Origin of the sequence: Pantoea sp. CTOTU46764 (genome assembly GCF_031974595.1) — a bacterium.
Taxonomy (GTDB): Bacteria; Pseudomonadota; Gammaproteobacteria; order Enterobacterales; family Enterobacteriaceae; genus Pantoea; species Pantoea trifolii.
The window spans coordinates 23,966-37,273 of sequence record NZ_DALYOQ010000029.1; the positions used below are offsets into that span (position 1 = coordinate 23,966).

The window sequence follows — 13,308 nt, forward strand, 5'->3', positions numbered from 1 at the left end:
GTTTAATCTTCGTCAAAGCCCGCTTCAAACAGTTCTATAACCGCTGCCAGCGCCTGCTCTTCCTGCGGGCCGCTGGCTTCAATCTCAATATGGCCGCCTTTCGCTGAGTCGAGCATCAGCAGCGCAATCACGCTGCTGGCTTCGGCTTCGGTGCCCGATTCGTTACGCAGCAACACTTCAGCATCAAAACTCTGCACCAGCTCGAACAGCTTCATTGCCGGGCGCGCGTGCATGCCCAGCTTGTTACGAATCTCAACGGTTTGCTTCACGGTCATGATTTACGTTTTTCCAGAGTGCGATGACGAGATTGCACGTTTTTACCGCGTGAACGGAAATAATCCGCCAATTGTTCAGCGATATACACTGAGCGGTGCTTCCCGCCAGTACAGCCGATGGCGACGGTGAGATAGCTGCGGTTGTTGGTTTCCAGCATCGGCAGCCACAGTTCCAGGTAGCTGCGCGTTTGATAGATAAAGTTATGCACTTCGGTGTGGCGATCGAGGAAGGCGGCAACCGGACGATCCAGGCCGGTCATCGGACGCAGTTTGGGATCCCAATGCGGGTTCGGCAGGAAGCGCACATCGAAGACATAATCGGCGTCGATTGGAATGCCGTGTTTGAAGCCGAATGACTCAAACACCATGGTGAGTTCACGCTCGCGCTTGCCCAGCAGGCGCGTGCGCAGCATCTCCGCTAATTCATGAACCGACATCTCGGAGGTATCGATAATCAGATCGGCGCGTGAGCGCAGCGGCTCCAGCAGATCGTTCTCTTCATCGATAGCACTCTCCAGCGACAGATTTTTGCTGGAGAGCGGATGCAGGCGGCGCGTATCGCTGTAGCGGCGAATCAGCGTGTTGCGATCGGTATCGAGAAACAGCAGTTGCGGCGAGAAGGTATCCGGCAGATTGTTGAGCGCGGCTTCAAAGACTTCCGGTGATTCCGGCATGTTGCGCACGTCAATGCTGACCGCCGCAGAGATATTGCGTTCGGTTAAGGTATTCGCCAGCTCCGGCAGCAAAACCACCGGCAAGTTGTCGACACAGTAAAAGCCCATATCTTCAAGGGCACGCAGCGCGACTGATTTTCCTGAGCCTGACCGACCGCTAACGATCATCAGCACCATCACATTTCTCCCGTTTTAAACCGGCGAACAGGCCGGTAAAAGTGTTTCTCGCTTAAGAGTGTGCTTCCTGAGCTTCTGTGATAATGGCGTAGAGCTCTTCGTCGCTCTGTGCCGCACGCAAACGACGACAGACGGTTTTATCCGCCAGACGTTTGGCAACCAGCGAAAGCGTGTGCAAGTGGGTTTTACACTGGTCTGCAGGTACCAGCAGGGCAAACAGCAGGTCAACCGGCTGATTGTCTACCGCATCAAAAGCGATAGGCTGATCGAGGCTGATAAACACGCCGACAGCGCGTAATGTGTCCTCCTCCAGCTTGCCATGTGGAATGGCAATGCCGTTGCCAATACCGGTACTGCCCATACGTTCGCGGGTCAGGATGGCTTCGAAAAGCGTCTGGTGCGGCAGATTGAGCTGCTTCGCTGCCAGCTCGCTGATAATTTCCAGCGCGCGTTTTTTACTCTGGCAGTGTACGCCGCTACGGGTACAGTCCAGTGAAAGGACCGAGCTCAATTCCAGTGTTAGATCGTTGTTCATCATCGTTTCACTTGCGAGTTCACATAGCCGCGAGGTTCAGGCGATTGATTTCATTGCCGTTCGCCCGCTGGCGCTTGCGCAGATGACAAAACGGGGCGGTAATATCCGCCCCATTAAGCTCTAAGTGCCGAATCAGTCAGCACTCTGCAAGCGTGAAGGTTAGTGTTTTTTCAGTTTGTCTTTGTGTTTGGTCAGCTGACGGGAAAGCTTGTCGATTAACCCGTCGATGGCCGCGTACATGTCTTCCGCTTCCGATGTGGCGTGCAGCTCCCCGCCGTTGACGTGCAGTGTTGCATCCGCAATCTGCGTCACCTTCTCAACCTTCAGAACAATATAAACCTGATTGATACGATCAAAATAGTGTTCCAGTTTGGCAAATTTGGTATTTACAAATTCACGTAGAGGTTCGGTAATCTCAACATTAAGTCCGGTAAGGTTTAGCTGCATAGGTCTTCCTTCTTCGTTCGGTCAAACCAGCTGTTTACGCTGGTTTGATGGCGGTATAGATAAAGACTCGCGATATTTAGCAACCGTACGTCGCGCTACCATGATGCCCTGTTCGGATAACATGGAGGTCAGTTTGCTGTCGCTCAAGGGTTTTGCGGGGTTTTCCGCCGAGATTAATTTTTTCACTAATGCACGAATCGCCGTGGACGAGGCTTCGCCGCCGCCTTCGGTGTTGACGTGACTGGAGAAAAAATACTTCAGTTCAAAGATGCCACGCGGGCTGTGTAAATACTTTTGCGTGGTCACGCGGGAAATAGTGGATTCGTGCATATCAACAGCCTGAGCGATATCTGCCAGCACCATTGGACGCATGTACTCCTCACCCTGCTCAAAAAATGCCTGCTGCTGTTCAACGATACAGCGTGTCACTTTCAGCAGCGTGTCGTTACGGCTCTCCAGGCTCTTAATCAGCCACTTGGCTTCCTGTAAGTTGCTACGAATATACTGATTATCGCTTTCATTACGGCCAGCTCCGCCCATCGCAGCATACTGCTGATTGATTTTCAGGCGCGGCATGCTGTCGGAATTGAGTTCAACTGTCCAGCGCTTGCTGATTTTACGCACCAGCACATCGGGAATGACATATTCCGGTTCGCTGGTATTGATTGACTGGCCAGGGCGCGGATCCAGTGACTGAATCAGCAACATCGCCTCCTTCAGCACCTCTTCCTTCAGACGGGTTACGCGCATCAGGCTGCGGAAATCATGGTTGGCCAGCAGATCAAGATGTTCGCTCACAATCAGGTGCGCTTCCGCCAGCATGGGCGTGGCGGCATCATATTGCGACAGCTGGACTAACAGGCAATCACGCAAATCACGGGCACCAACGCCGACTGGATCGAAACGCTGCACGCGCTTGAGCACGGCTTCAACTTCTTCCAGCGTCAGCTCTTCATCGCCAATACTGTCATAAATATCTTGTAAGTTGACGGTGAGATAGCCGGTGTCGTCAATGGCATCAACAATGGATGTGGCGATGGCGCGATCGGTATCAGTGAACGGCGTTAACTCAACTTGCCACATCAGATAATCCTGCAGCGATTGCGTGGTTTCGCCCTGATAGATTGGCAGTTCGTCATCCTGGTAATCGGTGCCGGTGCCTGACGGCGTGCCCGCCGTGTAGATTTCGTCCCAGGTGGCGTCGAGCGGGAGATCTTCAGGCATGTCTTTCTGTTCAAGTGCTTCACGTGTGTCTAATGAATCACTCTCTTGTTCCTGAAATTCTCGCGCGTCGATTTCTTCGTGCAGATCGGTTTGTTCAAGCAGCGGATTGCTTTCCAGCGCCAGTTGGAGTTCTTGCTGGAGTTCAAGCGTAGAGAGTTGCAGCAAGCGAATGGCTTGCTGCAACTGTGGAGTCATCGCCAGCTGTTGGCTGAGCCTGAGTTGCAAACCTTGCTTCATAATTCGGTTAGAATTTCCTAAGCAAACGTAGGGTGTTACGACACCTTATCAGAGTCTGAACTCTTCGCCCAAATAAACACGCTTAACCTGCTCATCTACAAGAATTTCATCAGGCGTGCCATGGGCGATTAAATGACCCTGGCTAACGATATACGCGCGTTCACACACCGCGAGGGTTTCACGCACGTTGTGGTCGGTAATCAGCACGCCAAGGCCGCTGTCACGCAGATGCTCGATGATTTTCTTGATGTCGATAACCGAAATCGGGTCAACACCGGCAAAAGGCTCATCCAGCAGGATGAATTTCGGATTAGCGGCCAGCGCGCGGGCAATTTCCACACGACGGCGTTCACCACCCGACAGCGCCTGGCCCATGCTGTCGCGCAGATGGCCGATATGGAACTCTTCCATCAGCTCGTTGGCACGATCCTGACGCTGCTCTTCTGTCAGATCATCACGGATCTGCAGCACCGCCATCAGGTTATCGTACACGCTCAGGCGGCGGAAGATCGAGGCTTCCTGCGGCAGATAGCCGATACCGCGACGGGCACGCGCATGCAGCGGCAGGATGCTGATGTCTTCATCATCAATCACAATGCGGCCCGCATCGCGTGGCACAATTCCGACCACCATGTAAAAAGTGGTGGTTTTACCGGCACCGTTTGGGCCCAGCAGGCCGACAATCTCGCCGGATTTTACCTGCAGGCTAACATCTTCCACCACGCGGCGGCCTTTGTAGGCTTTCGCCAGGTTCTCAGCGATTAGTGTTGCCATAGCAATCAGTTACTCTTTTTAGGGCTCGCGGACGAACCGTTTTTGTCCTGCAGCTGCGACGGAACCAGAACGGTGGTCACGCGCTTGCTGTCACCCTGGCTGAACGCCTGCATCTTCTGCTCTTTCACCAGGTAAGTGATGCGGTCGCCTTTGATGTTGCTGTCTTGCTGTTGAATGAAGGCATTACCGGTCAGCTCAACAAAATCGTTCGCCAGTTCATAATGCAGTTTACTGGCGTGGCCTTGCACCGGCTTGCCGTTATCCTGCATTTGATAGAAGGTCGCTGGCGTGCCGTAAGCATCAACAATGGTTTTCTTGCTATCGCCGCCCGGACGGGTGACGACCACTTTATCGGCGGTAATCTTGATGGAACCCTGGGTAACAATCACGTTGCCGGTAAAGGTCGCGACGTTGCCCTGCAGGTCCAGCGCCTGGTTGACGGAGTCAATATTCACCGGCTTGTCTGAGTCACCGGTTAATGCCAGCGCAGGCAAGCTCGTTGCCAGCAGCGTACCTACCAGCAATAACTTAAGGCTATTTTTGTTCATTTTGAATTTCATAGGAAGTTTTGACCTTTTCAAGCAGCTCAGCGTGTTTCGTCCGTAAATTGCCGCGCATTTTCATGCCAGTGGAATTAAAACTGCGGCCAAAAAGGGTGACTTGATCGTCAGATGTCACATCCTGGGTGACCAAATTAACCTGAGCGTTATCGGTAAGGATGCGCTCAAGCTGTGAATCTTGGGTCAAGGTATTGACGACAACGTTGCCATAAAGATAAAGCATACGATCTTTAGTCAGCTTTGCCTTATCGGCGCGCACCGACCATGTCGCGACTTTGTTTACGTCATAGGTGGTCATCACCGGATTATCGAACCAACTTATCTCATCGGCAGCAAAGTAGGTGACTTTATCGGAGACCAGCTTATAGCCCAGCGCGCCTGTTGGGTTATACACCACCGTGTTCGATTTCTCGCTGGTGTAGGTTGGCGCTTGATCGTTGGTCGCCATCGGCGTTCTGTCGTCATCCTGGTTGGTGAGATTCCAGCCGATCAGCACTAAGGCGATCAAGGCCAGGATCAGCGTCATCCAACGCCTGCTCTTACTCATATTGATTGCCCTTTGGCATCCTCAAATTGGTTCTGCGCCATCAAGATCAGATCGCACAACTCACGTACCGCGCCGCGGCCACCGGCAATGCGGGTCACATAATGCGCGCGCGGCAGTAAAATCGGGTGGGCGTCGGCAACGGCCACGCTCAAACCCACCTGCGCCATCACCGGCCAGTCGATCAGGTCATCGCCAATGTAGGCGACCTGCTCGGCGGTCAATGACAGTTTATCCAGGAGTTCCCGCCAGGCCAAAAGCTTATCCGATTGTCCCTGGTAAAGATGCGTAATGCCGAGCGTCTTACAGCGATCTTCCAGCAGTTTTGCTTTGCGGCCGGTAATAATAGCCACTTCGACGCCGGAGGTCAGCAGGCAACGCACGCCATAACCATCGCGCACGTTAAAAGCTTTCAACTCTTCACCGCTGTTACCCATGTAAATCACGCCATCCGACATCACGCCATCAACGTCACAAATCAGCAGGCGAATCTTCGCAGCACGCGCCATGACTTCCGCGCTCACCGGACCGTAGCACGTCTCGACCATTGCTGTTTCAGCACTCATTGTTTCTTCCTGTTCAGACTACGCCAGCGCGCAGCATGTCATGCATATGTACCACACCGAGCAGGCGATCGTCATCGGCCACCAGCAGGGCGGTGATGTTTTTGTTTTGCATCAGATTAAGGGCATCGACCGCGAGCATATTCGGGCGCACGCGAATACCGCCGCTGGTCATCACTTCCTGAATGGTGGCTTTCTGGAAATCGATGCCCATATCGAACACGCGGCGCAAGTCACCATCAGTGAAGATGCCTTCGATTTTCATCAGGTCATCGACAATCACCGTTAAACCAAGATTCTTGCGGGTAATTTCCAGCAGCGCATCACGCATCGACGCATCACGGCTGACGTGCGGAATTTCATCGCCGCTGTGCATGATATCGCTGACGTGCAGCAACAGTTTGCGGCCCAGCGCACCACCGGGATGCGACAGCGCAAAATCTTCCTGGGTAAATCCGCGCGCTTCCAGCAACGCCACGGCCAGCGCATCACCCATGACTAAGGTCGCGGTGGTGCTGGTGGTCGGCGCCAGGCCGAGCGGACAGGCTTCCTGCGGCACTTTCACGCACAGATGCACATCCGCGGCGCGGCCCATCGCGCTGTCCGGACGCCCGGTAATACAGATCAGCTGCACCTTCTGGCGCTTTAACACCGGCACCAACGCCAGGATTTCGCCGGATTCACCGCTATTGGAAATCGCGATCACCACGTCATTGGTGCTGACCATGCCGAGATCGCCGTGGCTGGCTTCACCGGGATGCACAAAGAAAGAGGGCGTACCGGTGCTGGCAAAAGTCGCGGCCATCTTTTTACCGATATGTCCGGATTTTCCCATGCCCATCACCACCACTTTGCCTCGGCAGGCAAAGATCATCGCGCAAGCGCGATCGAAATCATCATTGATATATTGATCAAGCTGCTCCAGCCCTTCGCGTTCGATGCGCAGCACCGCTTTACCTGCTTGCTGAAAATCGAAATCCGGTTGCTGATGTGACATGGTCAGTCCGTCCTTAATAGCTTGTGATAAGCATGGGGCTGAGCCACAGCCACAGCACCCACGCGATAAAACCACCTAATAATAGTGTGCCTGCGATACGGCCAATACGGCGTTTGCGCAGCAGGCAGAGCAGGGCGAACAGCACGCTCACTGCCAGCATCACCCAGTAATCACGTGCGAAGGCATGCGCATCAACGCTGCCGGGATGAATCAGCGCTGGTAGGCCGAGCACAATCGCCAGATTGAAAATGTTGGCGCCGATCAGGTTACCGATAGCGATATCGTCCTCACCTTTCAGCGCGCCGGCCACAACGGTAGCCAGTTCGGGTAAGCTGGTGCCGACGGCAATCAGCGTCAGGCCCATCACCAGTTCGCTCACACCGAAGTAGTCGGCAAAGACGGTGGCGTTGTCGATCACCATCCGCGTTGACATCGGCAGAATAATTAGCGCGACTGCCAGCCACAGAAAGGCCACGGTGTTGCCAGCTTCGTCGCGCGGCAGTTCGGCCAGCTGCTCACGGGTGAGCGTGTCGTTGTTGTCACGTTCAGCGCGGCGAGCAATGCGGATCACCACCAGCAGATAACCCAGCGCGATCAGTAGCAGCGCAACGCCATCAAGACGGCTCAGATGATTATCAAACAGCATGATGCCGCTGAGCAGTGAGACTAGCAGCATTAATGGCAGTTCGCGCCGAATCAGATTGGAGTGTACTGTCAATGGGTGGAGCAACGCTGCGCCACCCAGAATCAAGAGAATGTTGGTGATGTTCGAGCCCAGCGCGGTGCCGACCGCTAAATCCATCTGTCCATGCTGCGCGGCCGAAAATGAGACAATTAATTCCGGCAATGATGTGCCAATGCTCACCACCGTCATGCCTATGATCAGTGGTGGGATGCCAAAGGATCGACAGAGGATCGCGGCGCTAAATACCAGACGGTCGGCGCCGTAAACCAGTAAAATCAATCCGATAAACAGCAAGGCAGAGGCTACGAACATTAAAAATCCTTGATGGATGGAGGTGTCGGCGAACCTTGTCCGACAGGTAAAAACATTCTGCACACACTAACAGGCGCTGATTTTGACTGTCTGAGAGGCAAAAGTAAATTTTAAGGCCGTTTTCGCCACACTAAGTGGGTAAGTTTCTGTAAAACTATCGTGCATTCGAGGCGACCAGGCTACCATCCACCGTTTTGATAGCGCCCGATCCGCATAAAGAGGTAAAGATGATCCAGCAGCAAACGAATCTGGTTGAGGTTCGTGGCGTCAGTTTCACGCGCGGAGATCGTACAATCTTTGACGATATCTCGTTAACGGTACCCGCCGGCAAAGTCACCGCGATTATGGGGCCGTCCGGAATTGGTAAAACCACGCTTTTACGTCTGATTGGCGGGCAATTACAGCCCGATAAAGGCGAGATTTGGTTCCGCGATCAGAATATCCCGACGCTTTCCCGCACGAAATTGTACGAAGCGCGTAAAAAAATGAGCATGCTGTTTCAGTCAGGCGCGCTGTTTACCGATCTCAACGTGTATGAAAACGTTGCCTGGCCATTGCGTGAACATACGCAACTGCCACCAGAACTGTTGCACAGCACCGTATTGATGAAGCTGGAAGCGGTGGGTTTGCGTGGTGCTGCGAAACTGATGCCTGCCGAACTCTCCGGCGGTATGGCGCGCCGTGCGGCGCTGGCGCGTGCTATCGCGCTGGAACCGGAACTGATCATGTTCGATGAGCCTTTTGTCGGCCAGGATCCGATCACCATGGGCGTGCTGGTGAAATTAATTGACGAACTTAATCATGCTTTGGGCCTGACCTGCATTGTGGTTTCACACGATGTGCCTGAGGTATTGAGCATTGCCGATCATGCCTATATTGTTGCCGGACAAAAAATTATTGCTCAGGGCAGCGCGCCGGAACTGCGGGAAAATCCCGATCCGCGTGTGCGCCAGTTTATCGAGGGTCATGCGGATGGTCCGGTGCCGTTTCGCTTTGCCGCTGGCGATTATCTCAGCGACTTGACCCGCTCAGGGAGAACGTAAACTGATGTTGTTACAGGCGCTAGCGTCATTTGGACGTCAGGGAATTAATACCTGTGCCGCTTTTGGCCGCGCAGGCCTCATGCTCTTTCATGCGCTGGTGGGTAAGCCGGCGTTTCGTCGCCATGCGCCGCTGCTGGTAAAACAGCTCTACAGCGTGGGCGTATTATCGTTGCTGATCGTTGTGGTGTCCGGCCTGTTTATTGGCATGGTGCTGGGTCTGCAAGGCTATCTGGTGCTGACCACCTACAATGCTGAAACCAGCCTTGGCATGCTGGTGGCGCTCTCGCTGCTGCGTGAACTCGGTCCGGTCGTCACGGCATTGCTGTTTGCCGGCCGGGCAGGTTCAGCGTTAACCGCAGAAATCGGGCTGATGAAAGCCACTGAACAGCTCTCGAGCATGGAGATGATGGCCGTCGATCCATTACGTCGCGTGGTATCACCGCGCTTCTGGGCCGGCTTTATCAGCATGCCGCTACTGGCGCTGATCTTTACCGCCGTCGGTATTGCCGGTGGCGCGCTGGTGGGGGTGAGCTGGAAAGGGATCGATCCGGGTTTCTTCTGGTCGGCTATGCAGAACGCGGTGGATTTCCGCACTGATGTCGTTAACTGCATGATCAAAAGCGCGGTCTTTGCCGTTACGGTAACCTGGATTGCGCTATTTAATGGCTATGATGCCATCCCGACCTCGGAAGGGATCAGTCGGGCGACGACGCGTACCGTGGTGCATGCTTCACTGGCGGTACTCGGTTTGGATTTTGTGCTGACAGCACTGATGTTTGGGAATTGATGCAATGCAAAGCAAGAAAAACGAAATCTGGGTTGGCGTCTTCATGCTGGCTGCGCTGCTGGCGCTGTTATTCCTCGCTCTTCGCGTCGCCGATCTTAAAACAATCGGCACCGAACCGACGTGGAAGATGTATGCCACCTTCGATAATATTGGCGGACTCAAAGTCAGTTCTCCGGTAAAAATTGGCGGCGTGTTAATTGGCCGTGTATCAGATATCGCGCTTGATGAGAAAACCCTTTCTCCGCGTGTGACCATGGATATCAGCGATAAATTCGCCAATAAGATTCCAGACACCAGCTCATTAGCCATCCGCACCCAAGGTCTGCTGGGTGAGCAGTTCCTGGCGTTGAATTTAGGTTTTGACGATCCTGAACTTGGCTCTTCGATGCTGAAAGATGGCGGCACGCTGCGTGACACCAAATCGGCACTGGTGCTGGAAGACCTCATCGGTCAATTCCTCTATAAGAGCGGCGATAACAAACCCAACGACAAATCCCAGGGTGCGGAGAGCGCACCAGCAGCACCTGCAACAACGGAATAACCAACGAGGTAAAACATGATGTTTAGACGCTTACTGATGATTGCCGTGTTGGCAATCGCACCGCTGGCAGCCAACGCCGCAGCGGATCAAACTAATCCTTACAAGCTGATGAACGAAGCGGCGGAAAAGACCTTCACCCGTCTGAAAAACGAACAGCCGAAGATTAAGCAGGATCCGAACTATCTGCGCGAAGTGGTGCGTCAGGAACTGATGCCTTATGTACAGGTAAAATATGCCGGTGCGTTAGTTCTCGGTCGCTATTATCGCGATGCGACACCGGCGCAACGCGATGCCTATTTTGCCGCGTTCGGTGATTATCTGGCGCAGGCGTACGGCCAGGCGCTGGCGCTGTATAACGGTCAAACTTACCAAATCCAGCCGGAACAGCCGATTGGCGATGCCAATATCGTGGCGATTCGCGTCACCATTATCGATCCGAATGGTCGTCCGCCGGTGCGCCTCGATTTCCAGTGGCGCAAGAACAGCCAGACCGGCAACTGGCAGGCGTATGACATGGTGGCCGAAGGCATCAGCATGATCACCACGAAACAGAATGAGTGGGGCGACCTGTTGCGCACCAAAGGCATTGATGGCTTGACGGCTCAGCTGAAAGTCTATGCAGCACAGCCGATCACCCTGGATAAAAAGCAATAATGAGTGAACCGTTACGCTGGCAGCGTACTGCCAGCACGCTGGCTTTAAGCGGCAAATTAGATCGTGATACTTTGCTGACCTTGTGGCAGGAACGTGACACTGCGGTGGCGGATATCACCACCATCGACGTTGCCGGGCTGGAAAGGGTGGATTCTGCGGGTTTAGCGCTGTTGGTGCATCTGCGTGAAATCGCGCGAGCCCATGGCAGCGCGCCACTTTTCTCTGGCATCTCCGATAAACTTCAGTCACTGATCACGCTGTATAACCTGCAGCAGATTATTGTTTCTGCGGAAAAAATCGCCTGATCTGCGGATGTCGATGCTAAGCCCCTGATTTTTTCAGGGGCTTTTGCGTATTTAAGAGTCAGGCGCTTTCCTCTAAGATGGCAGCCTTATTATTATTAAGTGAAGTAACTAGCGATGGAAAATAGTGAAGTTCAGGCCGTGCTGATGCAGGCGCTGGCATTAGAAGAAGTACACGTACTTAGCAACGATGGCAGCCATTTTCAGGTCATCGCAGTGGGCGAAATGTTCGGCGAACTGAGCCGCGTGAAGAAGCAGCAGGCTGTGTACGCGCCGCTGATGGAATATATTGCGGATAATCGTATTCATGCGGTTTCCATCAAAACTTATACCCCAGCCGAGTGGGCGCGCGACCGTAAACTCAACGGTTTCTGAGTGCCTCACCGGTTGTTTTATTGATAGATAATTGAGAGCCGTGTTAATGGACAAATTTCGTGTGCAAGGCCCCACTCGTTTAAGTGGTGAAGTGACCATTTCCGGGGCGAAGAATGCTGCGTTGCCGATTCTGTTTGCTGCGCTGCTGGCTGAAGAGCCGGTAGAGATTCAGAACGTACCGAAGCTGCGTGATATCGATACCACCATGAAGCTGCTGAATCTGCTGGGTGCGCGCGTTGAGCGCAATGGTTCGGTCCACGTTGATGCTCGCGAAGTTAATGTTTTCAGTGCGCCATACGATTTAGTGAAAACCATGCGTGCTTCGATCTGGGCGCTGGGTCCGCTGGTGGCGCGTTTTGGTCAGGGCCAGGTTTCACTGCCGGGCGGTTGCGCCATCGGTGCGCGTCCGGTTGATCTGCACATTACTGGTCTGGAACAGCTGGGTGCGGAAATTAAGCTGGAAGAAGGCTACGTTAAAGCTTCGGTGAATGGCCGCCTGAAAGGCGCGCACATCGTGATGGATAAAGTGTCTGTTGGCGCTACCGTCACCATCATGAGCGCGGCGACGCTGGCTACCGGCATCACCATTATTGAGAATGCCGCGCGTGAGCCGGAGATTGTCGATACGGCAAACTTCCTCAACACGCTGGGCGCGAAAATCACGGGTGCGGGCACAGATAAAATCACCATCGAAGGTGTTGAGCGTCTGGGCGGCGGCGTATATCGCGTTCTGCCAGATCGTATCGAAACCGGTACATTCCTGGTCGCTGCAGCGATTTCACGTGGCAAAGTTGTTTGCAACAACACTAAGCCCGATACGCTGGATGCGGTGTTGTCTAAACTGCGTGAGGCGGGTGCAGAGATCGAAGTGGGCGAAGATTGGATCAGCCTGGATATGCACGGCAAGCGCCCAAAAGCGGTGAATATCCGTACGGCGCCGCATCCAGGCTTCCCAACTGACATGCAGGCGCAGTTCACGCTGCTCAACCTGGTGGCAGAAGGAACCGGTGTGATTACCGAAACCATCTTCGAAAACCGCTTCATGCATATCCCTGAACTGATTCGTATGGGCGCGCATGCGGAAATCGAAAGCAATACCGCGATTTGTCATGGCGTTGAAACCTTGTCGGGTGCGCAGGTGATGGCCACCGATCTGCGTGCATCAGCGAGCCTGGTGCTGGCGGGTTGTATTGCAGAAGGCACCACGCTAGTTGATCGTATCTATCACATCGACCGTGGCTATGAGCACATCGAAGACAAGTTGAAAGCGATGGGGGCAAATATCGAGCGCGTAAGCGGCGAATAATTTTTACCTTTGCGCATTAAAAAACCAGTCACGGTAACGCGGCTGGTTTTTTTTCATCTGCAGTATGGTCAGATCTTTTCACGATCTTTGGGCGCTCGTATGCGCTTTTTGCGATCCTTCAGCAGACCGGTAAAAGGATCATAATATCGGCTCGGCCAGATCTCTGCCGGATGCACCTTAATCGCATTGGCAATTAGCCATTCGCCTTTGGGCCAGGGGCGCGACAGCGCATTGGCCAATGTTGACGAGCTAAGCCCTGATTCCCGTGACAGCGCTGCCAGTGATGTGCCTTTCTT

General features: G+C 53.8%; 19 protein-coding genes. 7 read left to right on the top strand and 12 right to left on the bottom strand.

The window, feature by feature from the left end:
- Positions 1 to 2: 2 nt before the first annotated feature.
- The 11 genes from npr to RTM06_RS11930 form a co-directional block, all read right to left on the bottom strand.
- Positions 3 to 275 carry a PTS phosphocarrier protein NPr gene (gene npr, locus RTM06_RS11880; protein WP_008104379.1) on the bottom strand — a complete coding sequence of 91 codons (273 nt, stop codon included), beginning with the start codon at positions 273 to 275 and terminating at the stop codon, positions 3 to 5.
- Positions 272 to 1,126 (bottom strand): RNase adapter RapZ, encoded by an 855-nt coding sequence (gene rapZ, locus RTM06_RS11885; protein ID WP_008104378.1) that lies wholly within the window; start codon positions 1,124 to 1,126, stop codon positions 272 to 274. The genes npr and rapZ overlap by 4 nt, the downstream gene beginning before the upstream one ends.
- Before the next feature lie 52 nt (positions 1,127 to 1,178).
- Positions 1,179 to 1,661, bottom strand: coding sequence for a PTS IIA-like nitrogen regulatory protein PtsN (gene ptsN, locus RTM06_RS11890; protein WP_175501705.1), 483 nt, complete (start codon positions 1,659 to 1,661; stop codon positions 1,179 to 1,181).
- A 159-nt stretch (positions 1,662 to 1,820) separates the two neighbouring features.
- Positions 1,821 to 2,108 carry a ribosome hibernation promoting factor gene (hpf, locus tag RTM06_RS11895; RefSeq protein ID WP_008104375.1) on the bottom strand — a complete coding sequence of 96 codons (288 nt, stop codon included), beginning with the start codon at positions 2,106 to 2,108 and terminating at the stop codon, positions 1,821 to 1,823.
- A 21-nt stretch (positions 2,109 to 2,129) separates the two neighbouring features.
- Positions 2,130 to 3,569 carry an RNA polymerase factor sigma-54 gene (gene rpoN / locus RTM06_RS11900; protein ID WP_312182393.1) on the bottom strand — a complete coding sequence of 480 codons (1,440 nt, stop codon included), beginning with the start codon at positions 3,567 to 3,569 and terminating at the stop codon, positions 2,130 to 2,132.
- Positions 3,570 to 3,617: 48 nt separating this feature from the next.
- Positions 3,618 to 4,343, bottom strand: a complete 726-nt coding sequence (gene lptB, locus RTM06_RS11905) for an LPS export ABC transporter ATP-binding protein (protein ID WP_008104371.1) — start codon at positions 4,341 to 4,343, stop codon at positions 3,618 to 3,620.
- A gap of 5 nt (positions 4,344 to 4,348) precedes the next feature.
- The gene (gene lptA / locus RTM06_RS11910; protein ID WP_256698258.1) at positions 4,349 to 4,903 is read right to left on the bottom strand and encodes a lipopolysaccharide ABC transporter substrate-binding protein LptA; all 555 of its coding nucleotides are present in this window, start codon (positions 4,901 to 4,903) and stop codon (positions 4,349 to 4,351) included.
- Complete coding sequence (gene lptC, locus RTM06_RS11915) at positions 4,878 to 5,450, bottom strand: LPS export ABC transporter periplasmic protein LptC (RefSeq protein ID WP_265300828.1); 573 nt, start codon at positions 5,448 to 5,450, stop codon at positions 4,878 to 4,880. Before lptC ends, lptA begins: the two co-directional genes overlap by 26 nt.
- The gene (kdsC, locus tag RTM06_RS11920) at positions 5,447 to 6,013 is read right to left on the bottom strand and encodes a 3-deoxy-manno-octulosonate-8-phosphatase KdsC (protein WP_265300829.1); all 567 of its coding nucleotides are present in this window, start codon (positions 6,011 to 6,013) and stop codon (positions 5,447 to 5,449) included. Before kdsC ends, lptC begins: the two co-directional genes overlap by 4 nt.
- 13 nt (positions 6,014 to 6,026) lie before the next feature.
- Positions 6,027 to 7,007, bottom strand: a complete 981-nt coding sequence (gene kdsD / locus RTM06_RS11925) for an arabinose-5-phosphate isomerase KdsD (protein ID WP_101762279.1) — start codon at positions 7,005 to 7,007, stop codon at positions 6,027 to 6,029.
- A 13-nt stretch (positions 7,008 to 7,020) separates the two neighbouring features.
- The gene (locus tag RTM06_RS11930) at positions 7,021 to 8,004 is read right to left on the bottom strand and encodes a calcium/sodium antiporter (protein WP_008104362.1); all 984 of its coding nucleotides are present in this window, start codon (positions 8,002 to 8,004) and stop codon (positions 7,021 to 7,023) included.
- A gap of 227 nt (positions 8,005 to 8,231) precedes the next feature.
- Here RTM06_RS11930 and mlaF point away from each other — a divergent pair, with 227 nt between their 5' ends.
- From mlaF to murA, 7 genes are all read left to right on the top strand, one after another.
- Positions 8,232 to 9,047 carry a phospholipid ABC transporter ATP-binding protein MlaF gene (mlaF, locus tag RTM06_RS11935; protein WP_008104360.1) on the top strand — a complete coding sequence of 272 codons (816 nt, stop codon included), beginning with the start codon at positions 8,232 to 8,234 and terminating at the stop codon, positions 9,045 to 9,047.
- Positions 9,048 to 9,051: 4 nt separating this feature from the next.
- Entirely contained in the window at positions 9,052 to 9,834 is a 783-nt protein-coding gene (mlaE, locus tag RTM06_RS11940) for a lipid asymmetry maintenance ABC transporter permease subunit MlaE (protein ID WP_312182397.1), read from the top strand.
- A 4-nt stretch (positions 9,835 to 9,838) separates the two neighbouring features.
- A complete protein-coding gene (gene mlaD, locus RTM06_RS11945; RefSeq protein ID WP_256698261.1) occupies positions 9,839 to 10,375 on the top strand; it encodes an outer membrane lipid asymmetry maintenance protein MlaD in 537 nt (178 codons plus the stop codon).
- A gap of 18 nt (positions 10,376 to 10,393) precedes the next feature.
- The gene (mlaC, locus tag RTM06_RS11950; RefSeq protein WP_256698472.1) at positions 10,394 to 11,029 is read left to right on the top strand and encodes a phospholipid-binding protein MlaC; all 636 of its coding nucleotides are present in this window, start codon (positions 10,394 to 10,396) and stop codon (positions 11,027 to 11,029) included.
- Positions 11,029 to 11,334 (top strand): lipid asymmetry maintenance protein MlaB, encoded by a 306-nt coding sequence (gene mlaB / locus RTM06_RS11955; protein WP_265300830.1) that lies wholly within the window; start codon positions 11,029 to 11,031, stop codon positions 11,332 to 11,334. The genes mlaC and mlaB overlap by 1 nt, the downstream gene beginning before the upstream one ends.
- Positions 11,335 to 11,448: 114 nt before the next feature.
- A complete protein-coding gene (gene ibaG / locus RTM06_RS11960) occupies positions 11,449 to 11,706 on the top strand; it encodes a BolA family iron metabolism protein IbaG (protein WP_008104351.1) in 258 nt (85 codons plus the stop codon).
- A 46-nt stretch (positions 11,707 to 11,752) separates the two neighbouring features.
- Positions 11,753 to 13,012: a UDP-N-acetylglucosamine 1-carboxyvinyltransferase gene (murA, locus tag RTM06_RS11965; protein ID WP_312182400.1), complete on the top strand. Its 1,260-nt coding sequence runs from the start codon at positions 11,753 to 11,755 to the stop codon at positions 13,010 to 13,012.
- Between the two features lie 68 nt (positions 13,013 to 13,080).
- Here murA and RTM06_RS11970 read toward each other — a convergent pair.
- The coding region (locus RTM06_RS11970; protein ID WP_312182402.1) for a helix-turn-helix transcriptional regulator at positions 13,081 to 13,308 on the bottom strand (228 nt) is incomplete at its 5' end.